Origin of the sequence: Pantoea sp. B623 (genome assembly GCF_024814475.1) — a bacterium.
Classification (GTDB): domain Bacteria; phylum Pseudomonadota; class Gammaproteobacteria; order Enterobacterales; family Enterobacteriaceae; genus Pantoea; species Pantoea ananatis.
In genome coordinates, this window is the sequence record NZ_JANUXM010000004.1 from 1,191,246 (window position 1) to 1,216,898 (window position 25,653).

Sequence of the window (25,653 nt, forward strand, 5' to 3'; positions counted from 1 at the left end):
CGTGTTGCGCGCTGAATAAACCACCGCGAACAGGCAGCATAAACGGCCAAACCCGCTACGCTAGTGTAGGATTGACCGGTGTTATTCACAGATAACGAGGTCTTGCCCAATGGCGATGTCAAGACTACGCCCCGCCACCTCTTTACGACGTTGTGAGGGCGTTACCGCACGAATGCCGTCTGACATTGATTAAAAAACAGAATTGATCGTTGATTACCGTTGCGACATTCATACACTCTCGGGTTGCGAATGGCCGCATCGGCGTGCGTGCTTATTAAGGGATGTTTACATGAGGTTATCCAATGCGCTTTAAAGGACTTACTGTCGGGTTTTTCCTTCTGATTTTAGCAATGGCCACCATTGCCTTTTTTGAAGTATTAGCGCCCTACTTTTCGGCCATTTTGTGGGCAGCGGTGCTGGCCGTCATCTTCCACCCGCTCAAAAGGTATCTGCGCGGCAAACTGGGCGATCGTAACGGTCTTGCCTCACTGCTGACGCTGGTTTGCATCTGCCTGATCGTTTTCACCCCGTTAGCGATCATCGCCTCATCCATGGTGGTGGAGGTGAACACGGTTTATCACAAGCTGCAAACCAACTCCGCCCAGTTTCCGGTGGTCTTCGCCGATTTGTTACAGCACCTACCGGGCTGGGCTAAACATTATCTGGCTGAAAATAATCTGGACAATGCTACGCAGATTCAGCAGAAGCTGTCGGCATTTGCCCTTAAGGGCGGTCAGTATCTGGCGGGCAGCGCCTTTATCATCGGTAAAGGTACGTTCAGTTTTACCGTTGGCTTCGGCATCATGCTTTACCTGCTGTTCTTCCTGCTGAAAGATGGTTCCTATCTGGTGCATCTCATTCTGGAAGCGCTTCCGCTGTCTACCTACGTTAAACATCATCTGTTTATGAAGTTTGCCGCGGTGTCACGCGCAACGGTGAAAGGCACGGTCGTCGTTGGCGTCGTGCAGGGGATTCTGGGCGGGCTGGCTTTCTGGTTTACCGGCATCGATGGCAGCCTGCTATGGGGCGCATTGATGGGCTTCCTGTCACTGGTTCCTGCGGTCGGTTCCGCCATTATCTGGGTTCCAGCGACCATTTTCTTCTTCGCCACCGGTGCGCTGTGGAAAGGGTTGTTCCTCGTCGGCTTCTTTGTCGTGGTTGTCGGCCTGGTAGATAACATTCTGCGCCCGCTGCTGGTGGGCAAAGACACCAAAATGCCTGACTACCTGATTCTGATTACGACACTGGGTGGGATGGAAATCTACGGCATTAACGGCTTCGTGATTGGCCCGGTGATCGCCGCGCTGTTCATTGCCTGCTGGAATCTGCTGTCCGGACGCGATAACCGTGAAAACATCGAAGAGATCGATGAAGAGTTTATTGAAGAAGGAAAAAAACAGTCTGATACCGCACAACAGGATGCGGCAGAAGCAGAGGCCGCAAAGGCCGAGGCCTTGGAGGCGAAAACGGTTCCGGCCGAGCCGGCTCGAAAATAAGCCATAAAAAAACCCACCATCGGTGGGTTTTTTCACACTAAAGCGGCTTAGTTAGTCGCTTTATTTTTCAGGTCTTCAGCACCCTGCTTGGTTTTATCCCAGCCTTTCTCGGTGCCTTCTTTGGTTTTGTGCCAGCCTTTCTGCGTGCTTTCAGAAATTTTGCTGGAGGTCGAGTTGCTCTTGCCTTCTGCGGCATGCTCAGACTTCAGCTTCAGCTCTTCGCCTTTATGCTCGGTCTGATGCAGTTTTTCTTTAGCGGTATCTGCGCCTTTGTGCGCTTCAGCGACAGTTTCATCCGTTGTGGTAGCAGCGAAAACTGGCGAGGCCAGTAAAACAGCAGACAGTGCAATAATTGCTTTCTTCATCGTAATTCCCTCTTGTGTGAAATTTGTCGTCTTGCGTGATTATCCTGGCACAGGAGACCAAAGAACGATTTAAGAATAGACCTGAAATGAAATATGGCGAACCTGACTGGTTAAAAGTCCATCAGCCGCATAATCTTTTCTACCACAAATCCAGCTGCTGGCTGCCCGGCGAAGGTGATTTGGCGGCGGCTCTGGCCTTACGTACGCGCGGCACAGGCGCGGGTTGCGCCATCGCCTGATGGATCCAGTGCATAATCACCGCGACCACATAAGCCTGATGTTTATCATCCAGCGCCTGATGCTGAGCAATCCCGTGCCATTTCGCCAGACAGCCACGACAACAGGTCGCGGTGGCGTGCTGCGCGATGAAAACCGGATGACCGCGCATCGGCGTCTGCTTACCGTCATTAGGCGGTGCGCTGGCAGCCAGCCGCTGCTGGATAAACGTGGCCGCATGGGCTGCCACATCGGCCTCTCCCTTCGTCAGACAATAGTCATATTCCGCCCGCCCCAGACGGAAACGCTGACGAAAAGGCGATTGGGCTAAGCGCTGAAACAGCGCGTCAAAGGTGTTCATCACTGGCACATCATCGGATTAACTTTTTCTGCCTGACAGATAGCGAACGCCTCGGTCGCCAAACGTCTCGCGGTGCGGCTGCCCTGCATGCAGGTGAAAAATATCGCCTTCGCGATAGGTGGTCGCCTGATTTTCGGTGTACAAGGTAATATCGCCACTCAGGATCAGAGCCATCGCCTCAAAGGGATGTTCATGATGATCCAGCTCGCTGTTTGCGCCCCGCTCCACAATAACCGGCTCTGCAAACCCTTTTTCTGCCAGAAGGGTTCGAAATTGCTGTTCTGTCATTTGTGCTCCCGTGAGTCGTGCCATTTTCTGGCAGTGTAAACAATCCTGGCGCAGTTTGTCAGGGCCATCCCCCGTCCAGAGCTTACGTAAAGTAGCGCAAGCAAGGTTGTAAGAGATAATCCCGCATGTGTACTTTCTGGTTACTTCATCACTAACATTTCATTAAAAATGGACGAAGCATGCAGCAAAGGGTAAAGACGGCATTACTTTTAATCAACCAGCGCTCACGTAAAGGTCGCATTGATGCCGCGCGCGCCACGCAGCTGCTGCAGCAATCCGGTTTGATTCTGCTAGAACCCGCTTACGACGACAGCCGTCCTTACGCTGAGCTCATCACCGCGTATGCCAGCCAGGTGGATCTGGTGATTGTCGGCGGGGGCGACGGCACCCTCAATGCGGCGGCTGCGGGCCTTATGCAGACCGGCTTACCCTTAGGCATTTTGCCGCTGGGCACCGCTAACGATTTTGCCCGTACGCTAGGAATTCCGCCTCAGCTGGAGCAGGCTGTCAGCATCATTTGCCAGGGACACGTACGCTTTGTGGATTTGGGTGAGGTAAATGGTCATTTGTTCCTGAACGTATCCAGCATCGGTTTTTCGGCAGAGCTGGCGCGGAACCTTACGGCTCAGGCCAAAAAACGCTGGGGCGTGCTGGGTTATGCTTTTGCAGCACTGCGCATCTTGCGGCAAAGCCGCCCCTTTAGTGCGACGTTACATCATGAGGGACAGGCTATTGCGATCAAAACCGTTCAGGTTTCGGTCGGTAACGGACGTTTTTACGGCGGTGGCATGACCGTAGAGCAAAGCGCGGCCCCGGACGATGGGCTGCTGGACGTCTACAGCCTGGAGTTGAAAAGAAGCTGGCAGTTGCTGGCGCTCTTCCCCTCTTTGCGGCGCGGCACCCAGGGCCGCTGGCGTAACGTACGCACCTTCAGCACCACGGCACTCACGCTGCATACGCGCCGTCCGCACTACATTAACGCCGACGGCGAAATTATTGGGCAAACGCCCGCGCAGTTTTGCCTGATTAATGATGCGCTCAAGGTGCTGGCCCCTGAAAAGCGCCACCCTTAACGGGCAACATCAGCAGGCTGAGGTTTTAGCATAGCGACCAGCGCCATGCCCATCAGTCCCAGACCGATAAGCACCAGAAAATAGTAGTTCAGCAAATGCCACAGCCAGATACCGGCCACGCCGCCCACCAGAAAAGCAAGAATCGTGTAGGTATGCAGTCGCAGGCGTTCCAGATAGAGTGGCGCATCTTTGGGTGATTCTTTTCGCCGGAGGACATCAAACAGCATGGCCAGTTCGATGCCAATGTCTGTGGAGGTACCGGACACGTGCGTCGTTCTGACGCGCGCATTCGAGATACGCGTGACCACCGCATTTTGCAGCCCCATTAAAAAGCTCAGGCTCAGGATCAGCACCACACCGGATGCAGCAATGGGATAGCGGGCCTCAATCACGCCCAGCGCCACCAGCGCAATGCCTTCTATAAAGATATTCACCGCGTAAATAGTGCGAATTTTGCGTCTGCGTCCGGCATTAATAATTAATGTGGAAAAGAGCGCGCCCACAATAAACATGCAGACGATAAACAGGAAAAACAGACCGTTGTGAAACTTTGCCTTGGCCAGAAAATCGGACAGCGAAGAGACGTTACCGGTCATATTGGCGGAAAAGAATCCTACAATCTCAAACGCGGCGGTATTTAAGGCGCCCGCCACGGCGGCAAGGGTGCAGGCAAGACGGCTATCAGCGATATACGTCCGTTCTGTTTCTGTGCTGATAAGCATAAGGTCCACTCTGCAAGACAACCCACTCAGGTTGGCCGATTTTACGCCAGCCGCCTGTTATCGTGAAGAAACGCCGGAATAATTTTTTAGGCGGACATAACGATTGGGCCTGGTAATACGCGGTTAAGGCCAGCAGGTTAACGATGACCGCTGGCCTGTCTGGATGTCACAGCCGAATTTTCTTTAGTCCTTCAAGCGCTTGTTGCAGATACGCTCGCGGACAGCCCAGATTTAACCGGATAAATCCTTTACCTTCGGGTCCAATTGGATAACCCATGAAGGGGCATGAGAAGTTGAAAAGCAGAGCGAAGATACCTGGTTGTTCGCCAGGGTTTATATCGCTCTGGAACAGTAAATTAAGCGCATGATGTCACTCTTTTATCATCCGGTTTTCCCGGCGGCGTGTTACAGAGGTTGTCTGTCCGGCATATTTTATCGCGCCTGCTCACCCTGGTGCGATAAAACACATCGCGTAACCGGTCAATCCCGCAGATGACAATCTGTTGCGCTTTTCATGTAACAGATCAAGATGGCGAAGCGTTAAAACATGCAGGCTCTGCAATCTGATGATTTTTTATTTGATACAGGGCTTTATGAAACGCGCGACGACTGCTTTTTTTCTTTTTATATCGACAGTTTCAATCTCAAACAGCGCCCTTGCGGAGCGCGCACCGCTGCTGGGTAATCTGCCTGCAAGCGGACAGCAACTGTGCGGCAAAACCATAAAGCTTCAACTGGTGAAAACGTCCGATAACATCATGCTTTTAGGTTTGAAAAACCGGGAAAGTAGTGAGATGGATCTGTTTATGTCCAGCGTGGCGTTTACTGCAGACAATACCTATTCACGCTTCGTGCCCGTGAAGTTTGATCAGTTATCGAAGCACTTCATTGAAACGCACAATCCAGCGCTGGAAGTGGTCTGGGGCGCGGCCATAGACGATAAGAACGTGCTGAGCTATAAACTGGCGTTAGGCAGTTATACCTATTCCTGCGGTGACATTGAATCCTGGCCAAACGACACGGCAAACCAGCTGTATGGTGAATCAGAAAATGGCGCTGAAGCAGAGATAAAATAGCGCGATGAAGATCAAAACAGACTGCCAGAGTAAGTCGCGGGCAGCCCACCATGCGGTTAACGGCACGCTGTTTGAGGTGCCCGCGTAAAGCGCCCATGAACGATAGCAAAGCGTTCCTCTATCGTTGCCTGCTCACCGACAGTGACATTCTTTAAGGTCATCTCAAGCGGATAAACCTCGCTGTAACCATCCAGCGTAAGTTTCCCCTTGCCTGTTTTGACGTTATCGAAGGTGATATCGCGGTAATCCGGGATCATCGTGCCGCTCGCGTGCGTATCATAGTGCGTATCCATGACCACGGGATTGTCCACGTTCTGCATACAGACATTTTGATAGCGAATCGCCCGGACCTGCCCGCCCCGCGAGCGATCGCTTTTGATACGCAGGCCATTCGTCGTGCCGGTTAACGTCAGCCCGTCAACCAGTACATCACTAACGCCACGGTTGATTTCACTGCCAATTGACATACCGTGCCCAAAGCCAAACTGGTTATTCAGGATGGAGATATGGGAGGCAGGCGCATTGCCCGCTTTAATCGCCACATTGTCATCGCCGGTGCTGATTCGACTGTTAATTAGCGTGACATCGGAAGAACCCATCGGGTCCACGCCATCGGTGTTTCGCGCGGTGGCAGGCGTGTCGATGGTGATGCCCCACAGCGTAATGCCCTGACTGTCATTGATGACTACATGAAAGTTTGGCGCATTCTTCAGGGTGATCTGGTACAGCGTAATATCACTGGCATGATCAATCTGGATCAGTCTCGGGGCGTTTTGCTTCGCCTCATCATTCCTGGCGCTGGCTGCCAGTTGCCACCAGGTTTGCCCCTCACCTGCCATGCTGGCAGCGCCCTGCCCGTCGATCACGCCTTGCCCGTAAATCCCGCTGCCGTGGACGTGATTAAGCGTAATAAACGCCCGACAACCATTGCCCTGATTATCCAGCTTTCCGCAGCTCCCGCGGCCGTTATCATATAAGCGTGGATCCGGGATGGCGCTCAGCACCGCACCCTTATCAACTCCCAGGCTGACGCCCGAGGGCAAAGACAGGGGGCCGCTCGTCAACGTCTTTACAGTGGGCGATGGCACTAACAGTACCATCCTGCCAGGTGGACAGTTGTTCAGCGCCTGTTGAATGTGCGGACCGATATTGGATTGATTGCTCGCATAAATCCGCTGGCAAACGGGCGGCGAGACAGGCTGTGTCACCCTTCTTCGATCGCCAGCCTGAGCCGTAAAACTCATCAATACGCTCAAAACTGCGAACAGAATAGAGGCGCTGCGGCACATCGTCACATTCAGATTCGTCATAGTGAAAAGGCGATAAGGAAACAGGGCCTCACAATACGCAACTCCTTCTTTGCAGGTAAAGCAGAATCACGGTGGCAGCGCCAAGAGTGGTCAAAATGTTAAATTCTTACTGCTTGCCGTGCTTCAGGTCATCATCTTTTTATTGCGCTGATGCCTGATACGCCGAGTTTGTTACCTGCTGATGCCCTGTGGTAAAAGCCGCTAAAAATCACGTAATCTGTCATGACGCTCTTTGAATAAAAGGTGAGCCTGACGTGGAAAGCTATGACGCTATTTATCGTCGCCTTCAGAGGGAAGGCCATGAAGCCTGGACCGGCAGCAGTTATCAACGGGCGCATCAGCAACTTAACGCCACCATTGGCTGGCTGGATGCTGCGCAGTTCATCCCAACTGGCGGAACGTTCCTTGAGTTGGGCTGCGGCAACGGTGCCATGGCCTCACATTGTTTTGCCGAAAAAGGCTTTCGGGTTTTTGGCGTGGATATTTCAGCCGTCGCCGTGGACTGGGCCAGATCGCGATTCGCGGCGTCAGGCTTAAGCGGCTGTTTTGATCAGGGCGATGTCTGTGACCTGGCACATTATCCGGATGCAACGTTTGATGTCGTCTTTGACGGCAGTTGCTTTCACTGCCTGATCGGTCCCCAGCGCGCGGCGTGCCTCAAGGCTCTGCATCGGGTTTTGGCTGCCAACGGCACATTGATCATCAGCAGTATGTGTGGTGCGCCTAAACAGCGAACCGACCTTGACCGCTATGATGCCCACAGCGGGGTTTTAATGGTTAACGGTCATCCCTGGCGCACCCTGAAGCCGCTGGATGCACTTATCGCCGAGATCGCGGACGCGGGATTTATGCTGGTTGGGCAGTCGGTGAATGTTAATCCTTGGTGGGATCACGCGACGCTGGTTTATCACAAAGCGCCTTCTCCGTCTGTAAAAGACCAGGCGTGCTTTTAGAGTGTAATGGCGCTGAAAACAGGCGTTTGTCGGTCTGTTACAGCCTTAACGCGGTGCATAAAAAAAGCCCATAACATGGGCTTCATCAAACAGGCAACCATTACCTGCAACATCCTGACCCGGCTGGGTCAGGATTCAGAAGTCATGTTACTGGTTAGCCGCGCGCTCTTGCTTGATCTTGTGCGCGTAATCAATGACTTCTTCACCGGTCTTGCCAGCCAGCGCGCCTTTGATCTTTTTATCGATCAGTGCGCGTCCGCCTTCGTCACCGCTGCCCGCCTGCATCAACTCTTTCATACTGACCTGGCTGAACGCAATGACTTGAATGGCGTCGTTAAAGGCCGCGCGTTTATCTTCGGCAAGAGAATCACGGACTTTTTGCATAGAGGTTTGAAAGGCCTGTTCGGATGAACCATCGATCTTTGGCTCGCCACAACCTGTTAACGCGAAAGCTAATAAAATGACTGCCACTGCTTTTTTCATATCGTCTTTATCCTAAAAAAGTTCTTCGCAATGGTAAGTTTTTGTGATGTTTTTTTAAAGAACTATTTATTGTAAGGCATCAGCCTGTATGCCTTATCAACAGCACCGTTGAAAGCTCAGGGGCTTTGTTGAATAAATCAAATTTCGGGTAAGTATCCCCGTGCCGGGCTGCGTTTTCAGGCGATACGCTCGCTTTCAGGCATACCTGCTTTCGTCATTTTGTTCAACGCGCGCACCATGGCTATAGCCTCCGTAACCTGACCATCATAATCCCGCAGCGTCAGTGAACCGCCGAACAGCTGCTTTACCTGGTACATCGCCGTTTCCGCTATTGAGCGGCGATTGTAATCTGTTGTCCATTTCCATCGGGCATTGCTTCCGCTCAAGCGCTGATTCGCAACAGCACGGTTGCGATCCGCGTATTCACCGGGCCAGTAACCCATGCTCTTCCTGGGCGGGATAAGCGCGCTGATTTTCTTGCGCCGCAGTTCATCGTGACAGAGCCAGGTGTCGTAAGCTCCGTCTACCGCTGCTGCCCTGATTTTTCTGTGCGTCTGCCGGATAAGTCCCGGGAAGGCCTCTGAGTCCGTTACGTTGTTAAGCGACAGGTCTGCACAGATGATTTCATGTGTTTTACCATCGACAGCAAGGTGCAGCTTTCGCCAGATACGACGGCGCTCTTTGTCGGTTTTTTGACCTTCCATTCGCCTTCACCGAAAACTTTCAGCCCGGAGGAATCAATCACCAGATGCGCGATTTCACCCCGGGTGGACGTTTTGAAACTGACATTGACCGGCTTCGCCCGCTTGCTGACACTGGTGTAATCCGGGGATCGCAGAGGAACGTCCATCAGGGCAAAAACGGAATCATTAAAGCCCTGTGCAGCTCGCAGGGTCAGCCGGAACAGGCGTTTAATCATCAGGACAGTCGTGATAGCAAGGTCAGAATAACGCTGAGGTCTTCCCCGGGATGAAGGCGCTGCTGACTCATACCAGGCCTGAATCGCCTCATCGTCAAGCCAGAAAGTGATGGAGACACAGTTGATGAGGGCTTTGTTGTAGGTAGGCCAGTTGGTGATTTTGAACTTCTGGTTTGCCACGGGACTGCCTGTATTGTCAGGAGAATGCGTGTTCTGATCCTGCAACTCAGCAAAAGTTCGATTTATTCAACAAAGCCGGAGAGTATATAAATGCTCATGCCGTGCAACGCTTTGACAGGTAACAGACGAAAATTCAGCGGCCATTACCTGTCCTGAATTAATTAAGGAAATGCATAGTTGGATACTGTCATGAAAGTAATTATCGCCCCAAATCCCGCAACTTCTCACCCGCCATCAAATTCCTCTCAATCCGTTCCAGCGTCACATTCTTGGTTTCCGGCACCAGGTACACAGTAATGACAATAAACACCAGGTTAAACCCGGTATACAGCCAGAAGGTTCCGGCTGCGCCGATGCTGCCCAAGAGTGAAAGGAAGGTCGCACCGATAATCATGTTCGCCACCCAGTTCGTCGTGGTGGAACAGGTAATACCAAAGTCACGGCATTTTAGCGGCTGGATTTCAGAACACAGGATCCAGACGACGGGTGCTGCACTCATTGCGTATCCACCAATGCATAACATGGTCATGCCGACTGAAACCCAGGACAGGCCGTCACTGATATTTCCCTGCCCTGCTTTCATCAGGCAGTAACCTAATACCAGAGTGGCAAAGGCCATCACCGAGAAGCCAATTTTCAGGATGGGTTTTCTGCCCGCTTTGTCTACGGTAAAAACGGCAATAAAGGTGGCAAACATAAAGGTCAGGCCAACGATAACGGTGGCGATCATCTGCTCCTGAGTGCTTTTAAAGCCCGCCATTTTAAAAATCTGCGGCGCGTAATACATGATGATATTCATCCCGGTAAACTGCTGCATGCCCTGCAATAACATTCCCATAAAGACCGCACGCCTGACATTTTTATTGCTTTTGAAAAGCGAAAAACCGCCCTGCTTCATGCGCAGACTTTCCCGAATCTCATTGAGTTCCTGGCGGGCTTTTTCCGACGTATCGCGCAGCATGCGCAGCACTTCCTCCGCCTCAATATGCATCCCCTTAGCCGCCAGCCAGCGTGGACTGTTCGGTAGGAAAATGACCATAATAAAAAGTACAACGGCGGGAATGGCCAGAACCCCCAGCATGGCCCGCCAGTTACCGCTGTAGCTAAAAGCAGTATCCGATATAAAGGCCATTACGATGCCCAGGGTAATCATCAGCTGATACAGGCTTATCATTTTGCCACGCACGTTTTCAGTGGCCATTTCAGATAAATAAAGCGGCGCGGTATAGGATGCCACGCCAACGGCCAGGCCCAGCAGCAGACGAAAGATCAACAGCATTTCAACGCTGGTTGCGCCTGCGGAACCGAGCGATCCGATAGCAAACAACACGGCGCCCGCCATCAGGCTGTATTTTCGGCCAAGCCGATGCGATACCCAGCCATTACATAGCGCCCCTAGCGCGGCACCCAGCATCATGATGCTGACCACCCACTCCTGCTCATGGCTGCTCAGGCTAAAATGATGAGTCAGAAAAGGTAGCGCACCGGAAATCACGCCAATATCCAGTCCAAACAGCAGCCCGGCTAGCGCGGCTGAAACTGAGATGAACAGGTTCATACGACGAACTTTTTGCTTATGTTCGCTTTGAATAGTGAAAGTATTTACATGAGACATCATTAAGCTCCGCTCATACAACATGTCGTGTCCATGCAGCATATAAAGTAGCGATAGCGGGCGATGAGGGCAAATGAGGTCAGGATATGGACGATTTTACTGATCCCACTCTAAGTGTGATGCAGATCTCACTGAATGAGGGAGGGCGCATTTATCGTTTTATGACCTGATATTTCAACACGCTTTTTTTGGCGATAATGTGTAAAAAGCCCGATGGTGACCGCTGACCTGTGGAATCATCCAAACCCGGCGGGTAATTAACCTAAGCCATCATCGCGGCAGTTTTGCATGAAGCGTCGCCAGAAGACCTGACCGTCACGGTGCCGCGCTGGCGATATGATGCATCGTATAAGAATAAATAGCCGCTATGTACCCGTCTTCTTGTTAACCACGCTCACCGCACACGCGATGAAATATCGTAATTTACTTTTCTGGTTATCGATGCTTCTTGCTGCTCATTTAGGCAATACAATACTGCACAGCAAAGCGCATCAATTTATTACCTGAGGGTGACAACGACGAAATACCGTTTTTTTAACACGTTCTTGTTCGACCCAATGCGCGCCCTTTCCTTTTACATCATTTTTTAACAGTCACTTTCCCTGTCTGCCGTGTTTGGAGCGTTCATCCTCAAGGAAAAGTGACGACAGGAAACAGGCAATGACCAGCATCATTTTATTATTACTGTTCTTTATTAATTTGATTCTTATCCTGGGTTTGATGGCTATCCAGGAAATACTTGATGATCGTTATTCGCCCCATTACGAGAACGGTGACTACGATTAATAACGGCCACATTTCCGCACCGCCTGGCGATGCTCAAGAATCCCTGTTCATCATGGGATCCTTCCGGATTAAACTGTTATCGTTTCTGGATAAGCCCAGTTATAAACCGCAAATACCAGCCTGATGTCGCCCGAAATGGCCCCATATCTTCGGTGCATATTGTCGGTAAAATACGATTTGAGCGTGTCGGGCAGGCTTGTTGAACGATAACGTAGCAACGTGGTGTGCCAGTATTCCGGTGGCGTTGTTTTTCCACCATGTCTTTGCAGAAGCAAATCCCGCCACTCTTCCAGTGACAGCAGCGCATTCCAGCATGCTGCTCTTTGCGCTACGGCGTGGCCTTCAGGAATACCTGCCAGTAGCAGTTGATCGGGAAGCGCCACCAGCCGTAATGCGTCAACCCTGAGTGACGAGTCGGTCACGTTCTGGCGAAAGGCATCCCTCAGGCCCGCTAAAGCCGGGAGCTGCTGCGGGCTTTGATAGCGCGCTGGCGTGACGGGCAGGAAGGTAACGTGAAAATGTTCGGCCCGCATGACGTCTGCCAGCGGATCCCCCTGAGTTAAGCCACGAAGATCGGCAAGGAGTGACTGAATTTGCGGATTCAGGACGGGCTGAATGCCACTGGTCAGGGCGTGAAGCCCGGCAGGATAGAAAAACTTGTCTGCTTGCTGATGTGCACTCGCTGTTTCTTGCCGCCAGCATTGCTGGGTTTCCCTGTTACGCTGCGCGTAGAGAGCGTCAAAATAAGCGGCCGCCGTCATCTTCTCTCCTGAGATATCGTTAAACATCATGTCGGTAGCATAGCCAGATGAACACATGAATGCAGCACTTTCACGAAACAAGAAATGAAAGTCCATTTCATACTTCGCGTAATGCGGCTGTTTATCAGCCCATTCAGGTACGTGGGTTTCATCAATTGTTGCGTCGTTGGTATCGCCCTGGTTCTTTTCTCGGGTTGCACATCCGGATGATCGCTCTTTACAGATCTGTCTGTCATCGTGGCTTCGGATTACAAGGCTGGATATGTTCTCTGCCGTCTTAGCCAAAGGTCAGCACAACAGTTTCCCGGCATTACATTGCACAGTCTGGATTCACTACCGTCAACCTGATGATATGGCTTACTTTTTCCCACCAACATTGACTTAGCAGAAATACCGACCAGGCTTATCAGGCGAGCTGTTTTATAGTGTATTCATCACGAGGGAAAGACATGAAAAGCATTTTGAGCGGTTTATTGATTGTTTCCAGCCTTTTAATGATGTCGGGTTGCCAGCAGGACAGCGGTGCTGTGGGCAATGATGGTCGTCCACATGCGCCAAGCGGGCAATCTGTTCCAGGCGGCCCGTTAGGTAAAGGCCCTGTAGGCCAGCCACAGGCTTAAATAAAAATCCGGCGCTGAGCCGGTTTTTTCACTTTGTGTTTGCGTAAATCTGATTTAACTTTCCACCAGACGCGCAAAATGGCTGTACAGCGCCGGCAAATGACAGCCGCTAAGCACGGTTATTATCCTCTGGATGCCGCTGTTATTTATCCCCCTGACAGAAAAAGTCCCGCACGGTGGTGTTTCATTACCGTTCTTAATTTGATTATTATATTAACATTTCACCCTCAACCATAAGGGAGCAGATTTAAGATTTTTCCTGTCCAGACTGAAAAATATTTTATCGACCACCACAAATGACGCGTCTGTCATCCCAGATATTCGTGATCCATCTCTCATTAATGAAGTCTTCCTTCACGTTCTTATCAAACATTACCCCGACGAAAATATTATTATTGCATTTACTGATAATCTAAATAATTAAGCAGCCGATTAAAACCTGCCAAACGCCACGCACTTAATTTCTTCATTTCCATCGACATCAACAGAAGATACCTGTTGTCTCTTCTCTATCGCCTTGTATTCAAACGTGAGCTTCTCTTACGAATAAACAGGACGTATCGATCAATTAATTATGTACAATAGCCTCGACCTATCAGGAACGCCGTACCGATCGATATTAACTATTTTTAAATGGTCAGCATCTCTGCAAAATAACTTTCACGCTCCGCTCAGGATTAAGGAGTATTTCTATACATTTAATTAACCTAATTTCGAGCAGATTAAAACATTAAGTCAACCACACCACCAAGGTATAAAAATGACGTCACATTAATTTAATAATAATTATCATTAAGAATAAAGCGTTAATCCTTAATGTTAATTCATAAGTTAACGGATGCGTTATTTAAAATATTCACATTAAAAATAATTATTTTAACAGAATGCTTAAAAAGAATGTTCCTGCCTGATGAAAAGCGATCTTCTGAACATTTAACAACCCCATTACGCTAAGAAAAACATCGATGAAATAAATGGATGAATAAATAACAATGAGCAGAACAACGCGTAAGTTTGTTATCGCTACGGTGATGAGTACGTTTGGATTAATGAATGCCCCTGCAGAGGCGGTCTGTAGCCAAGAAGGGAACAAATACACCTGTAGTGGCGCCGATCATGACACGCAAAACCTGACAGGCGATGTCCTCGACGTCGTGCTGGACGGGACGTCTTACATTAATACCGATAGCGGATATGGCTTATCCGTCACGGGTTCATCCCTGACCATTACGCAGCAGGGAGGCGGCATTATCGTAGCCGATGGTTCAGGGATAAATATTGAAAATACCGGTACGGGCGACACCACGCTTAACATTTCCGGCACTGTGGTGGCGAAAAGAGCCGATGGTATTGAAATCATTACGTCCTACGAGGCAGGCGCAATCACCCTTATTCAGGAAGCAGGCACAATATCAGGGGAACAGAATGGCATCCAAACGCAGTATATGGGAACGGCCGATACGTTTATCGCGGTATCCGGCGAGGTGAAGGGAGAATCGAATAACGGTATTAATGCCCTGAATGGCAGCACGGCAAAAAACCTCTCCATCATGCAGTCTGGCGGAAAAATAACCGGCAGATTTAACGGTATTCAGGCATCTAACCAAGGTACCGGAAACACGTCCATCATCACAACCAGTGATGTCTCAGGTGAATACGCGGGCGTTTTTGTCGATAATCATGCTTCGGCACAAGACATCCTGGTTATGCAGGCAGATGGCCGTATCACCGGGGGCCATTACGGTATCTATGCCTCCAACCACGGAATCGGTGATACCACCATCCTGACCGCGGGTAACGTCACAGGCACAAACGGTTCAGGCATTTACGTCGACAATGCTGAGAGCGCAAACAATCTGTCCATTGTGCAATCTGGCGGGAAAATAACCGGCGGTGAGCATGGTATCTACGCGAACAATCACAGTCGCGGCGATACTTCCGTTACCACCCGCGGTGAAATCGTGGGTGAAAATGGCTCCGGTGTCAGCGTCTCGACCATGGACGGCGGCGATATCGCCTTCACTCAGATTCAGGGAAAAATTTCAGGTACTCAGTCAGGCATAGATATCTTAAACCGCGAAACGGGCGCCACGACTGTGAATATATCGGGTGAGGTTATTGGCGGTAGCGTCGCCGGTATCAATACAGATTTTAGAGGTAATGACGGAAAAACTACCATCAACCTGAACCAGGGTGCGGATATTTCAGCCGCCTCAGGTATTGCAATCAGGTCTACTCATTCTGATGCAACGGTAAACCTGAATAACGGCGCCAAAGTTTCCGGACAGATTCTGTTGGGAAATGGGAATAACACCCTGAATCTCAATCAGGGTTCAGATGTAAGCGGCCTGACAGTGATAAATGGAAACGATGACGATGATCCTGAGGACAGTATCACTACCCTCAATATCAATCAGTCACTGACGGGTTCTTCTTTTTCTGAGGGGGCAGCAGGCGATGTCGCCATTCTGAACTGGAATATCATTAATGTTGGCAACGCAGCGCAGACCCGCAATGCGACGTTAACCCTTTCCGGCGATCTCAATGCAGATCAGATCACTATCGCATCAGGGGGAAGGGTTAACGTTTCTTCTGCGGTCCGGGATGTCACTCTTGCGGGTAAGGTAAATAATGCAGGCTCCCTCGATCTGGGCATTGAGCGAAACAGTGACAACAGGTTAACCATTGAGGGTGATTATTCAGGGGATAACGGCAACCTGGTCCTGAATAGCGTTCTCGAAGGTGACAATGGCACTGCTGACCGACTGATCGTCAATGGCGATACGGCCGGCCATACCTGGGTCAGTATCAATAATCTGGGCGGACAGGGAGCACTGACCGATAAGGGCATTGAAATTGTCACGGTTAAAGGTGATTCCGCCGGTACCTTTGCAAAATCAGGCCGAATCGTCGCCGGGGCCTATGATTACGATGTAGTTAAAAAAGACAGCAACTGGTTTCTTGCCAGCGAAAAAGTGTACCGTCCCGAATTTGGCAGCTATCTGGCAAATGCCCGTGCGGCCAACACGCTGTTCCATACCCGCCTCCACGACCGCCTGGGTGAAACACAATACACCGACAGGTTAACGGGCGAACAAAAAGTCACGAGCCTGTGGATGCGCCATATCGGTGGGCATAACCGCTTCAGAGATGCTTCCGGCAAACTCCATACCCAAAGTAATCGTTACGTGATGCAGCTCGGCGGCGATATCGCACAGTGGAGCCGCAATGGACTGGATCGCTGGCACCTTGGCCTGATGACCGGCTACGCCAATAATCAGAGCCGCACGCATTCTAAAGCGAATGGCTATACCTCACGTGGAGACATTAACGGTTACAGCGTAGGCCTGTACGGCACCTGGTACGCTAACCAGAAAGAGAAAACCGGGGCCTATGTCGATGCATGGATGCTGTACAACTGGTTCGATAATCAGGTTACCGGGCAAAATCTGGCGACGGAAAAATATCATGCTGATGGGATCACCGCTGCCCTTGAAACGGGCTACACCTTTCAGACAGGAGAGAGCCGCGATGGCCGCACGCGTTACTGGCTACAGCCAAAGATACAGCTTACCTGGATGGACGTGCAGGCTGACGATCACATCGAAAATAACGGCACACAGGTTGTCAACAACACCAACGGAAATCTGCAGACCCGTTTGGGCATGAAGTTTTATCAGCAGGGAAATCACATCAGTGATGAGGGCAAAGATCGCACTTTCCAGCCGTTTATTGAGGCCAACTGGATCCATAACACCCATAACGACAGTGTCATGATGAATGGTATCAGCAATGCGATCACAGGCGCGCGCGATGTGGGTGAACTGAAACTTGGCGTCGAAGGTCAGATCAACGCTCGCCTGCAACTGTGGGGCAACGTTGCTCAACAACTCGGCGATAATGGCTTTAGCGATACACAGGGCACGCTGGGGATAAAATACCAGTTCTGAATGTTCGCATAATATTCCACGTCAGCCCATTACCTCAGATGTCCGGTTTTTACGTTTGGGTACCATGACAGAAACCGGCCTGAATGAACCTGTTCAGGCCGACCGCACAATCAGGACAATCTGCATTTGTCGTGATGGCGTTCCACTCAGCTCCCCTTCCGCGCAGTTCTGCAATACTCGAGTAAACTTGATCATACTGGCTGAAAGGAAAAACCTGTATTGAGGCTTTGCCTGTCCTGCGGCGAGATCAAAACACGCCTTACAACCGTCCCCCATAACAATAATAAGGTGCGAACAGTGATGAAAAAGATCGCGATCGTCGGCGCTGGGCCAACCGGTATCTACACGTTTTATGCGCTTCTGGGTCATCATGTACCGATGTCCGTTTCCGTTTACGAACAGGGTGATGAGGCCGGTGTTGGCATGCCCTATAACGATGAAGAGAATTCCCGGATGATGCTGGCAAACATTGCCAGTATTGAAATCCCGCCTGTATTTATGACCTATATTGACTGGCTACGCGCCCAGAGCGACAGTCATCTCAGGCGATATCACGTCGATCCTGCCTCTCTGCATATCCGTCAGTTTCTGCCGCGTATCCTGCTTGGCGAGTATTTCCGCGATCGGTTTTTAGCGCTGGTGTCCCGCGCAACGGCACAGGGTTTCGAGGTAAAAATACATGAGCGCTGTCAGGTCACCGATCTTGAGGCCACCGATGCTGGCGTAAAACTCTGGACGCAGGGCGATACTGCCCCAGCAATATTTGATCAGGTCGTTATCGCCACAGGCCATGTCTGGCCAGACGACAGCGCCGCCACCCGCACCTACTTCCCCAGCCCCTGGTCCGGTCTGATGGAAGCGAAAATAGCGGCATGTCACGTGGGTATTATGGGCACCTCCCTGAGTGGCATTGATGCCGCAATGGCCGTGGCGATCCAGCATGGTGACTTTCAGGAAAGCGACGACGACGCGATCGCCTTCACACTGGACAAAGGCCACGAAGCCCTGAAGATCGTATTAATGTCACGATCGGGCATTCTGCCAGAAGCCGATTTCTACTGCCCGATTCCCTATGAGCCACTGAGCGTCGTTACCCAAAATGCCATCGATAACGCGATTGAGGCAGGCGCTGACGGATTACTCGATCGCGTATTTGCACTGATGGTTGAGGAGTTGGAGGAGGCTGCGCCCGCGTGGAGCAAAACGATTGATCTCAAAGCACTCACTGCCGACAGCCTTGCAGAAGCCTGGTTTGCCAACCGACATAAACAGGATCCTTTCCACTGGGCCAGCGCTAACTTGAATGAAGTCGAACGCAACAAACGCGACAGGCACACCGTGCCCTGGCGCTATACCCTTTTGCGGCTGCACGAGGTGGTTGAGGAAATCGTTCCCTTCCTTAACGAAAGCGACAGTAAACGCTTTTCAGGTGGCCTCGCTAAAGTGTTTATTGATAACTACGCGGCGATTCCTTCTCAATCCATCCGTCGACTGCTGGCCTTACGAGAGGCCGGAATCATCAGCATCCTTGCCCTTGGCGAAGAGTATGAACTGCGAAGGCAACAGCAGAAAACGCTGATCACGACTGAGGGGCAACAGCGAACGTTTGACGTGTTTATTGATGCGCGAGGGCAAAAGGCTCTTAAGACCCGCGATCTGCCCTTTGCAACACTGAAACAGCAGATCCAGCGCTGCGGCGATGAGATTCCGGATGTGGGTGACGATTATACTTTGCTGTCTCCTGAATCTGCCCGTGGACGCATTGCCCTGGCCGCCCTGCCCTATTTAATGCATGACCAGCCGTTTGTGCAGGGACTCACGGTGTGTGCCGAGATCGGTGCCGCCATCGCCAGTACGCTTGTGGAATCACCTTCACGTCCCCGAAAGCGCCTGGCGTGTTTTGAACCCTAGGGCAACGCGATGCCGCTATCTTGTTAACGCTGAAACGACTGGGCGACAGCGCATCTCGTCGTCCGGCTCTGGCATCAGCTACCTGATTCCGGCACGTGATTAAGGCAGAATATGCTCTGTGATGGCGTCAGAACTCAGTTGCACCAACCCTTTGACGCCATAGTGATAACCAGTTTTATCATGTTTAATGCGGATGCCGCTGATATGCGTGTCTGCATTCGCTGCGAGTATCGCCTGCGCCAGTGGCAGCACCTCGTCGCCATAGTCTTCAAACAGCTCACCGGTGACAATCACGTGTCTGATATTGTGAATCGGTGCGGTGCAGCAGATAGCAAAACAGAGCGCTCTGGCGGTGGCCAGTACCGTTGCGGGCTGGTTATCCGGATCGACAGCAAACGCCTGCTCGATACCGCCCTCATAAGGTAAATGCACTATCTCCGGATAAAATCCGTTCTCACCCAGTACCGGCTCGCCGTGAATACATTGCCCATAGCCCAGGCTGCCAAACCCAGGCATAAACGCCACCCACGATGTGTAAGGTAAGCGCTGAGCCAGCTGAAAGGTGGTGCAGAACGCAATATTAAAAATCTGTGTGCTGATACACATCGCGTCTTCAATCCGTTTTTTAAGCGCCACGTTCGTCTCACTGAACAACGGGCAATAACGTACGACGCCGGTGAAATGCTCGATGCCGCCCTGCAACGCCACGCTTATTACGTTGACCTGCTGCTGACGGACATTGCCTAACAGGCATAACGCCGCAACGCTGGTGGCGATAAAGGCAACCAGGCGTTGTGGCGTTAGCAGGGCAGGCAACGAGATCCTGTGGTGCGCCAGCGCGGGCACTTGCGTATTGAAGTCGTTTAGCATCGCCTGGAGCTGGCCTTTGCGAAGCGTAATATTGACGCTGAAAAACTGGCCCGGCGTTGCCGCCAGCAACTGTTGAGGTCGGCCAAACGCACTGTCCTTTACGTCCCGCTCCTCAATAACCCGCTCTTTCAGCAGCTGCGACGTCAATTTTGTCACGTAGGCCTTCGTCACACCCAGGCGGCGCGTCATCTCTGCCCGTGACTCGCATTCGCTGTGCAGAATATTCAAGATCTGCTTCTTGTAATCCATTCACGACCCTCTGCCCGCTCTGCGCTTCTGAGCGGACAGTAACACAGTTCGCCTTATCAGGAATTTGCTCTCAACACGAGTATCCAGTCATTTCCGCTGGCGGGTGGGTCGATGTTAAGGAAGAAGGTCTCCGACATATCATTGCTCAGCCAGTTCATGATGCCATAGCGGGGATCAAACCATCCTGTTTCGAATCCCGTGGCGGCAAAGGCGCTGATATCCAGGGTGATATTTTGCTGTTGCGGAATATATACCGCTATCCAGCGCTGCTGGTGATCGCGCATCACACCACAGTGGCGTTGATCGCTGGGATTAGGATTGATAAGTAAAGACCGATCGGGAACCCGTAGATGCCAGTCAGGCAGGGATTCAATAAACCGTCGCAGGATGCCAATGGCAAAGGCGCCGGGATAGTCAAGCGCATCAAACCAGTATGGAATGGTATCGCCCTGATAAGTACTCGCTGCGCTTTCAGGTATCGCCACGGCGTCATCTTCCGGTCGGCGCATCTGCCAGAGACTGTAGCAACCATAGGTAATGCCCGCGCCCCCCGCAAAGACTGACCAGTAGCTGCTGCGGCGCACCTCACGATCGGTAAAGCGGCTGGCCTCCTGTGCACGACGGAACTGATGCTGACACATGATCGGATGGGCTTCATAGCAGGGTTCAGCATCGAGAACCGGCTTGCTCTGACGCTGGTAATCCATTTCAATGGCGCGCCACGACGGATAAGCCTCACCCATGTGTCCCGATTGCCAGACGATAAAATCATGCCAGGGCCGATCGCCCAACATGTCCAGCGTGCTTCGCCCGCCCTGCGAGTGCACGGTCAACAGCGCATCGCCACTGCCACCCTGTCGCAACCCTTGGGCCATATTCTCCATCAGCTGGCGTTGTTCCGGGGTTTGCACTGCACGATCACCGCCGATCATCCATATGATGCCCGTGCCTTGCAGCTTGTCACTGAGATACCGACAGAATGCCTGAACGTTTTCTGCGTTAAATAAGGGCGTTTTGGCCGCTCCCCAACTGTTGTTCACACTCCAGTGTGACCCCCACATCGGCACCAGGGCGATATAGAGATCTCGCGAGTTGGCGATGTCGGTGACTCGCCTCAGATGATCAAAATAGGCTTCATTGGGAATCAGAGACGTTAGATCCTTAAAGGGCAGATGTCCGCCTTCGTAAGTCGGCGTCTGTAAACCGTCAAGCTCACACAGGGCAACGGCCTGAATCACATTAAAGCCTTTTTTTGCCCGATTTGTTAAATACGCTTCTGCCTCTGTCAGCGTCAGTTTGTGAAACAGCTCCCAGGCAGTACAGGCCGTATAGAAAAAGGGGCGATCCTCCTGATAAAAACTTCTGTCACGAACCGTTAATTTTTTCATCTACCACTCCTGATATCAGAACGCTTTTTCATTGATAAATGACTGGCAGGTTTTTTCATCCAGTTTGTAACGTGAAAATATTCCGGCGGTGATAAACATGCAGGATGCGGGGAGCCAGACATAAAGGAGGTTAAACGCAGAAAGTTGATTTTCTGAAGCCGTGGTCATGAAATCGGGGTTATATCCGTACCATGCTAAGACATAACCAATAATTGCCCCACCGATCGCCATTCCGGCTTTTGTGGCAAACAACATGCCGCCGCCAATCATGCCGTTTATTCGGACGCCATATTTATAAAAGCCGTAGTCAGCCACATCCGCGACGGTTGCCCAAATAATTACGGCGATAAGTTCAACAACCAGTGTCGCCGTGACAAACAGCCCCGCATGTACCCAGACGGCTTCGGCAGAGGTAAAACCAATGATTAACGTAATAAGTCCCCCCGCGATCTGACTCCAGATCAGTAATGGAATCCGTTTTACCCGTCCGGTTTTAAGGACATATCCGGTAATCAAGGGGGCGATAATTCCGGCAATTGAACCTGCGGTAAGCAAAACACTCAGAAATGAAACAGGCAAGTTAAGCACATATTTTACAAAATACGCCGCCGCACCAAACTTAAGCGTATTCATAATCATCACCACCAGCTGTGCAGCAAAAATGATTAAAGCCTGATCGTTTTTCAACATCAGCCGTATCTGGTTGCCGACGCTGAGCGTCTGTACATCCCCCGCTGAAACGCGTTCCTGAGTATTGTAATAGCAAATTAAAACCAATAGCGTTGAGAGCAGGCCAATACCGCACATCACAACCCGATAACCCATCACCTCATTATCAAAAAGCGCAATCAACATGGGGACCAGTAAAGAACAAATTAAGTAAGAGACCTTGGCTAACGGAAAGCGAATCGTGTTTATCTGTATCCTCTCGTCACTGTCTGCTGAAATGGCTCCCAGCAGAGAGACATAGGGCACCGCCACCAGGCTGAACGCCATAACCAGCATGATATAGGTGGTGTAGGCATAAATGATCCGTCCGGTTTCACCCAACTCGGGTGAAAGGAAAACGGCTGCGCAGCTAAGCCCATAAGGCACAGCGAACCATAATAGCCAGGGGCGGTAACGGCCATGTCGAGAACGCGTGCGATCGGCCACCACGCCGATTAATGGATCGCTTATCGCATCAATTAAGCGCGTAATCAGAAATAAGGTTCCCATTACTGCAGGGCTGAGCTTGAATACATCGGTGTAATATATCGACAAAAACATCATGGTCATGCCCATGAAGATATTCGCTGAGGTATCCCCAAGCCCGTAACAAAATTTTTCGCGAAAACTCACTTTTAATGGTTTATGTAATTCCATTCCAGCATCCTCCCGCATTAATAAAGGACGCCAACCATATAAAAACAGGGAACAGAAACAAACTGCATTAAGTTTCTTTTGTGAACTTAGTTCAATAAAAAACAAATCACACCTTCAAAAATACATCAATATTTAAGTTAATTAATTAACGCATCTCGATAAAACATCTCTTCATACCTCTAACCACCAACAACCAAAAACACTATTAAAGATAATAGTAACTGCCAAAAACCACGCCTTATTTGCGGCATACACTCCATTTAAAAAAACAAAAATAGACAAAAACAGGCATCACGAACAATGTGAGAATGAATTAATAAAATCAAACTCACCCGATAAGAAAAGCGTCCACTTGAATGTTTTGCACAGATCACACCATCTGTAAAAGCCAGAACAAAATAAACAACATCATTAACAATGATGAAATTTTAAAACATCAAAACACCCATAATAAACCTATGCATACCGGAGAAAAATCATGTCAAGAATACCACATCAATTAACCATGGCCGTTATTATCGCTAACCGGGGGTTCTTCCCCGGATACGTCGTCAATGAGGCGCGCGAGCAGATTATTGAGGTGTTTATTCAGCACGATATCAATCCGGTAATGCTCGATGAAACCCAGACCCGCTACGGTGGCGTTGAAACACGTGCAGAAGCCAAAATATGTGCAGCATGGTTACGCGCTCGTCGTGACGATATTCATGGCGTGGTGGTATTGCTTCCCAATTTTGGCGATGAAAAAGCCGTTTCAGAAGCATTACGTCTTTCCGGACTTAATGTTCCCGTGTTAATTCAGGCCCAGCCAGACCGCCTGGACAAGATGCATCTCGCCAGTCGGCGAGACAGTTTTTGCGGCAAAATCTCCCTGTGTAATAACCTGCGTCAATATGACATTCCCTTCACCTTAACCACCCAGCACGTGAGTGACTTAGCGGGTGAATCTTTTGCCCGGGATATAAGCCGGTTTAAGCAGGTTTGCCGGGTGGTCAGCAGCATGCGCGGCGCGCGAGTGGGCGCAATTGGTGCGCGTCCTGCTGGTTTTAATACCGTTCGCTACAGTGAAAAATTATTTGAAAGGCTGGGCATCGCCGTGGAAACCCTGGATTTATCGGAGGTGTTCAGCAGAATGAAACGGTTAGGCGACAGCGATATTCGTGTCGATGAGAAGCGCCGCCTGCTGCTGGATAATGCGCATGCCAGCACGATGGCTTCAGATAAAATCACCGTCATGGCAAAGTTGTTCGTGGTCATCGCTGAATGGGTTATAGCTGAAGACATTGATGCCACCGCCATCCAGTGCTGGACCTCATTGCAGGAAACGCTCGGTATTAACGCGTGCTCTGTGATGAGCGTGATGTCCGGTCAGTTACTGCCCAGCGCCTGTGAAGTCGATGTGATGGGCGCATTATCCATGTATGCCCTTGCCAGTTGCAGCCTGAGTCCGGCCTCCATTGCCGACTGGAATAATAACTACGGCGACGATCCAGACAAATGTGTGCTGTTTCACTGTGGCAACTTTGCTACAGCCTCTCTGGAGGACGCCACAATGGGCACCGCCAATATTATTGGTCATCGCGTCGGCAACGAAAATACCTGTGGTGCCGTTCATGGCAGAAGTAAAACTGGCAACATCACCTTCTTCCGACTGAGCTCAGACGATCTGAGGGGAGAAATTAAAGCCTATGTGGGTGAAGGCGTCTCCGTGAACGATCCGCTAGACACCGTTGGCTGTCGTGCGGTCATTGAAGTGCCGCAGCTGGAACGCTTGCTGGCGTGGATTTGCCGTAACGGCTTCGAGCATCACGTAGCCTTTAACCACGCATCCTGCGCAGAGGCTTTGCATGAAGCCTTTACCCGCTATTTACAGGTTGGGACGCATTTTCATTGCCAATAAGGTTGATGTTAAATCAAGGCGGTTTGGTACACAGGCTATTGAGCCTGTTTAACTGTTACAGAAATTTCAAGGGGCCTGGATGTTGAACGACATCCCTTTTACCCGTTTCGTTATTCCTGTTTTCGCTGTGCTACCGCCTCACTCTTGTGCATCAATCGCAACAATGTTAAGTCACATCAGGTATTCATCCTGGTGAAAGATGAGTAAGCAATGATGACTCACATTTTCAGTCAGACATCCTTAAAGTAACGCTTACCCCCTGACGACCGGAAGGGAGTAACAGAAATGTTTACCTTAAAAATAGTTCAGCGACAGTCATTCCCGAGAATGGAAAGCAGCACTGATTCCATAAATTTATCTGAATATGAAACAAGGATACTCTGCATGAAAACCCAAATTAACACCTTATTATTATTATCACTATTTTCTTTTGGTAGTCAGGCTGCTTCATTCACAATCAATGCAAAAGATCATTGCATCTATCCACCATTAAGTAACGTCAGGGTACAGGCGGGTACTGCATTACAGTTTCAGTTGCAACCCGGCACCTATACTGTGTCCCTGCTTTCGAATAGCATGAGTTGTGCAAATGGTTCGCTGAGCGACGGCTGCCAAATTAGTTCAGTCTATTTACAGGGCGGTTTAGGCAATGCTCGCTGGGGGACCACTGTTGGTAGTACACCTATTACCGTCAACGTCCCAACAACCTCAACGTTTATGGCATTTGTGACAGATGACAACTGCGTTGATAATACAGGTAGTGCGACCATACAAGCGGATAAAGTTTCAAATTAAC

General features: G+C 50.6%; 21 protein-coding genes and 2 pseudogenes. 10 read left to right on the forward strand and 13 right to left on the reverse strand.

From position 1 onward, the window contains the following. Nucleotides 1–302 precede the first annotated feature (302 nt). Nucleotides 303–1,496 carry an AI-2E family transporter gene (locus tag NXS97_RS07510; RefSeq protein ID WP_013024992.1) on the forward strand — a complete coding sequence of 398 codons (1,194 nt, stop codon included), beginning with the start codon at nucleotides 303–305 and terminating at the stop codon, nucleotides 1,494–1,496. A 47-nt stretch (nucleotides 1,497–1,543) separates the two neighbouring features. On the opposite strand, the gene NXS97_RS07515 is transcribed toward NXS97_RS07510, so the two are convergent. From NXS97_RS07515 to NXS97_RS07525, 3 genes are all read right to left on the reverse strand, one after another. After that, on the reverse strand, nucleotides 1,544–1,861 hold the full coding sequence (locus tag NXS97_RS07515; RefSeq protein ID WP_013024991.1) for a hypothetical protein: 318 nt from the start codon (nucleotides 1,859–1,861) through the stop codon (nucleotides 1,544–1,546). A gap of 139 nt (nucleotides 1,862–2,000) precedes the next feature. Beyond that, the gene (locus tag NXS97_RS07520; protein ID WP_116219535.1) at nucleotides 2,001–2,438 is read right to left on the reverse strand and encodes a DUF4186 domain-containing protein; all 438 of its coding nucleotides are present in this window, start codon (nucleotides 2,436–2,438) and stop codon (nucleotides 2,001–2,003) included. Between the two features lie 18 nt (nucleotides 2,439–2,456). Then, on the reverse strand, nucleotides 2,457–2,726 hold the full coding sequence (locus NXS97_RS07525) for a cupin domain-containing protein (protein WP_014606329.1): 270 nt from the start codon (nucleotides 2,724–2,726) through the stop codon (nucleotides 2,457–2,459). Nucleotides 2,727–2,905: 179 nt separating this feature from the next. On the opposite strand from NXS97_RS07525, the gene NXS97_RS07530 reads away from it, so the two are divergent. After that, nucleotides 2,906–3,799 carry a lipid kinase gene (locus NXS97_RS07530; RefSeq protein ID WP_015700765.1) on the forward strand — a complete coding sequence of 298 codons (894 nt, stop codon included), beginning with the start codon at nucleotides 2,906–2,908 and terminating at the stop codon, nucleotides 3,797–3,799. Here the strand turns inward: NXS97_RS07530 and NXS97_RS07535 are convergent. After that, complete coding sequence (locus tag NXS97_RS07535) at nucleotides 3,796–4,521, reverse strand: YoaK family protein (protein WP_014606331.1); 726 nt, start codon at nucleotides 4,519–4,521, stop codon at nucleotides 3,796–3,798. The genes NXS97_RS07530 and NXS97_RS07535 overlap by 4 nt on opposite strands. Nucleotides 4,522–4,687: 166 nt before the next feature. Beyond that, nucleotides 4,688–4,804, reverse strand: a pseudogene (locus NXS97_RS07540) (class I and II aminotransferase); the annotation flags it as partial. A gap of 310 nt (nucleotides 4,805–5,114) precedes the next feature. Between NXS97_RS07540 and NXS97_RS07545 the strand changes: the two are divergent. Beyond that, nucleotides 5,115–5,597 carry a hypothetical protein gene (locus NXS97_RS07545; RefSeq protein ID WP_246874094.1) on the forward strand — a complete coding sequence of 161 codons (483 nt, stop codon included), beginning with the start codon at nucleotides 5,115–5,117 and terminating at the stop codon, nucleotides 5,595–5,597. A 56-nt stretch (nucleotides 5,598–5,653) separates the two neighbouring features. Here the strand turns inward: NXS97_RS07545 and NXS97_RS07550 are convergent, their stop codons facing one another. After that, a complete protein-coding gene (locus NXS97_RS07550; protein WP_210481227.1) occupies nucleotides 5,654–6,886 on the reverse strand; it encodes a glycoside hydrolase family 28 protein in 1,233 nt (410 codons plus the stop codon). Between the two features lie 275 nt (nucleotides 6,887–7,161). Here NXS97_RS07550 and NXS97_RS07555 point away from each other — a divergent pair, with 275 nt between their 5' ends. Then, nucleotides 7,162–7,860, forward strand: coding sequence for a bifunctional 2-polyprenyl-6-hydroxyphenol methylase/3-demethylubiquinol 3-O-methyltransferase UbiG (locus NXS97_RS07555; RefSeq protein ID WP_112899949.1), 699 nt, complete (start codon nucleotides 7,162–7,164; stop codon nucleotides 7,858–7,860). A 147-nt stretch (nucleotides 7,861–8,007) separates the two neighbouring features. On the opposite strand, the gene NXS97_RS07560 is transcribed toward NXS97_RS07555, so the two are convergent. The 3 genes and pseudogenes from NXS97_RS07560 to NXS97_RS07570 form a co-directional block, all read right to left on the reverse strand. Then, entirely contained in the window at nucleotides 8,008–8,343 is a 336-nt protein-coding gene (locus NXS97_RS07560; protein WP_014606334.1) for a DUF6694 family lipoprotein, read from the reverse strand. Between the two features lie 176 nt (nucleotides 8,344–8,519). Continuing rightward, nucleotides 8,520–9,487, reverse strand: a pseudogene (locus NXS97_RS07565) (IS5 family transposase). 154 nt (nucleotides 9,488–9,641) lie between these two features. Further along, nucleotides 9,642–11,060 carry a sugar porter family MFS transporter gene (locus NXS97_RS07570; RefSeq protein WP_105078715.1) on the reverse strand — a complete coding sequence of 473 codons (1,419 nt, stop codon included), beginning with the start codon at nucleotides 11,058–11,060 and terminating at the stop codon, nucleotides 9,642–9,644. 657 nt (nucleotides 11,061–11,717) lie between these two features. Here NXS97_RS07570 and NXS97_RS07575 point away from each other — a divergent pair. Then, the gene (locus tag NXS97_RS07575) at nucleotides 11,718–11,843 is read left to right on the forward strand and encodes a hypothetical protein (protein ID WP_015700783.1); all 126 of its coding nucleotides are present in this window, start codon (nucleotides 11,718–11,720) and stop codon (nucleotides 11,841–11,843) included. A gap of 68 nt (nucleotides 11,844–11,911) precedes the next feature. On the opposite strand, the gene NXS97_RS07580 is transcribed toward NXS97_RS07575, so the two are convergent. Then, on the reverse strand, nucleotides 11,912–12,700 hold the full coding sequence (locus tag NXS97_RS07580; protein WP_105077374.1) for a hypothetical protein: 789 nt from the start codon (nucleotides 12,698–12,700) through the stop codon (nucleotides 11,912–11,914). A gap of 353 nt (nucleotides 12,701–13,053) precedes the next feature. Between NXS97_RS07580 and NXS97_RS07585 the strand changes: the two genes are divergently transcribed. From NXS97_RS07585 to NXS97_RS07595, 3 genes are all read left to right on the forward strand, one after another. Next, nucleotides 13,054–13,224 (forward strand): hypothetical protein, encoded by a 171-nt coding sequence (locus tag NXS97_RS07585; protein WP_015700785.1) that lies wholly within the window; start codon nucleotides 13,054–13,056, stop codon nucleotides 13,222–13,224. Between the two features lie 992 nt (nucleotides 13,225–14,216). After that, nucleotides 14,217–17,174: an autotransporter outer membrane beta-barrel domain-containing protein gene (locus tag NXS97_RS07590; protein ID WP_116219534.1), complete on the forward strand. Its 2,958-nt coding sequence runs from the start codon at nucleotides 14,217–14,219 to the stop codon at nucleotides 17,172–17,174. Nucleotides 17,175–17,474: 300 nt separating this feature from the next. Beyond that, a complete protein-coding gene (locus NXS97_RS07595; protein ID WP_041457530.1) occupies nucleotides 17,475–19,085 on the forward strand; it encodes an FAD-NAD(P)-binding protein in 1,611 nt (536 codons plus the stop codon). A gap of 99 nt (nucleotides 19,086–19,184) precedes the next feature. Here NXS97_RS07595 and NXS97_RS07600 read toward each other — a convergent pair whose 3' ends face one another. The 3 genes from NXS97_RS07600 to NXS97_RS07610 are packed head-to-tail and all read right to left on the reverse strand — an operon-like array spanning nucleotide 19,185 to nucleotide 22,957. Then, a complete protein-coding gene (locus NXS97_RS07600) occupies nucleotides 19,185–20,204 on the reverse strand; it encodes a NagC family transcriptional regulator (RefSeq protein ID WP_259231887.1) in 1,020 nt (339 codons plus the stop codon). A 56-nt stretch (nucleotides 20,205–20,260) separates the two neighbouring features. After that, complete coding sequence (locus tag NXS97_RS07605) at nucleotides 20,261–21,592, reverse strand: DUF4038 domain-containing protein (RefSeq protein ID WP_105083046.1); 1,332 nt, start codon at nucleotides 21,590–21,592, stop codon at nucleotides 20,261–20,263. 15 nt (nucleotides 21,593–21,607) lie between these two features. Further along, nucleotides 21,608–22,957 (reverse strand): MFS transporter, encoded by a 1,350-nt coding sequence (locus NXS97_RS07610; RefSeq protein WP_015700790.1) that lies wholly within the window; start codon nucleotides 22,955–22,957, stop codon nucleotides 21,608–21,610. Nucleotides 22,958–23,435: 478 nt separating this feature from the next. On the opposite strand from NXS97_RS07610, the gene NXS97_RS07615 reads away from it, so the two are divergent. Beyond that, nucleotides 23,436–24,857, forward strand: coding sequence for an L-fucose/L-arabinose isomerase family protein (locus NXS97_RS07615; RefSeq protein ID WP_259231889.1), 1,422 nt, complete (start codon nucleotides 23,436–23,438; stop codon nucleotides 24,855–24,857). 384 nt (nucleotides 24,858–25,241) lie between these two features. After that, the gene (locus NXS97_RS07620) at nucleotides 25,242–25,652 is read left to right on the forward strand and encodes a hypothetical protein (protein WP_071785189.1); all 411 of its coding nucleotides are present in this window, start codon (nucleotides 25,242–25,244) and stop codon (nucleotides 25,650–25,652) included. The last annotated feature ends 1 nt before the right edge of the window (nucleotide 25,653 follow it).

Excerpts from the sequence above, each read along its gene's own strand:
- NXS97_RS07580 (WP_105077374.1), bottom strand. The coding sequence starts at position 12,700 with ATGGACTTTCATTTCTTGTTTCGTGAAAGTGCTGCATTCATGTGTTCA.
- NXS97_RS07605 (WP_105083046.1), bottom strand. The coding sequence starts at position 21,592 with ATGAAAAAATTAACGGTTCGTGACAGAAGTTTTTATCAGGAGGATCGC.
- NXS97_RS07615 (WP_259231889.1), top strand. The coding sequence starts at position 23,436 with ATGTCAAGAATACCACATCAATTAACCATGGCCGTTATTATCGCTAAC.
- NXS97_RS07525 (WP_014606329.1), bottom strand. The coding sequence starts at position 2,726 with ATGACAGAACAGCAATTTCGAACCCTTCTGGCAGAAAAAGGGTTTGCA.
- NXS97_RS07515 (WP_013024991.1), bottom strand. The coding sequence starts at position 1,861 with ATGAAGAAAGCAATTATTGCACTGTCTGCTGTTTTACTGGCCTCGCCA.
- NXS97_RS07550 (WP_210481227.1), bottom strand. The coding sequence starts at position 6,886 with ATGTGCCGCAGCGCCTCTATTCTGTTCGCAGTTTTGAGCGTATTGATG.
- NXS97_RS07595 (WP_041457530.1), top strand. The coding sequence starts at position 17,475 with ATGAAAAAGATCGCGATCGTCGGCGCTGGGCCAACCGGTATCTACACG.
- NXS97_RS07530 (WP_015700765.1), top strand. The coding sequence starts at position 2,906 with ATGCAGCAAAGGGTAAAGACGGCATTACTTTTAATCAACCAGCGCTCA.
- NXS97_RS07585 (WP_015700785.1), top strand. The coding sequence starts at position 13,054 with ATGAAAAGCATTTTGAGCGGTTTATTGATTGTTTCCAGCCTTTTAATG.
- NXS97_RS07520 (WP_116219535.1), bottom strand. The coding sequence starts at position 2,438 with ATGAACACCTTTGACGCGCTGTTTCAGCGCTTAGCCCAATCGCCTTTT.
- NXS97_RS07590 (WP_116219534.1), top strand. The coding sequence starts at position 14,217 with ATGAGCAGAACAACGCGTAAGTTTGTTATCGCTACGGTGATGAGTACG.
- NXS97_RS07575 (WP_015700783.1), top strand. The coding sequence starts at position 11,718 with ATGACCAGCATCATTTTATTATTACTGTTCTTTATTAATTTGATTCTT.
- NXS97_RS07610 (WP_015700790.1), bottom strand. The coding sequence starts at position 22,957 with ATGGAATTACATAAACCATTAAAAGTGAGTTTTCGCGAAAAATTTTGT.
- NXS97_RS07535 (WP_014606331.1), bottom strand. The coding sequence starts at position 4,521 with ATGCTTATCAGCACAGAAACAGAACGGACGTATATCGCTGATAGCCGT.
- NXS97_RS07600 (WP_259231887.1), bottom strand. The coding sequence starts at position 20,204 with ATGGATTACAAGAAGCAGATCTTGAATATTCTGCACAGCGAATGCGAG.
- NXS97_RS07545 (WP_246874094.1), top strand. The coding sequence starts at position 5,115 with ATGAAACGCGCGACGACTGCTTTTTTTCTTTTTATATCGACAGTTTCA.
- NXS97_RS07560 (WP_014606334.1), bottom strand. The coding sequence starts at position 8,343 with ATGAAAAAAGCAGTGGCAGTCATTTTATTAGCTTTCGCGTTAACAGGT.
- NXS97_RS07570 (WP_105078715.1), bottom strand. The coding sequence starts at position 11,060 with ATGATGTCTCATGTAAATACTTTCACTATTCAAAGCGAACATAAGCAA.
- NXS97_RS07620 (WP_071785189.1), top strand. The coding sequence starts at position 25,242 with ATGAAAACCCAAATTAACACCTTATTATTATTATCACTATTTTCTTTT.
- NXS97_RS07510 (WP_013024992.1), top strand. The coding sequence starts at position 303 with ATGCGCTTTAAAGGACTTACTGTCGGGTTTTTCCTTCTGATTTTAGCA.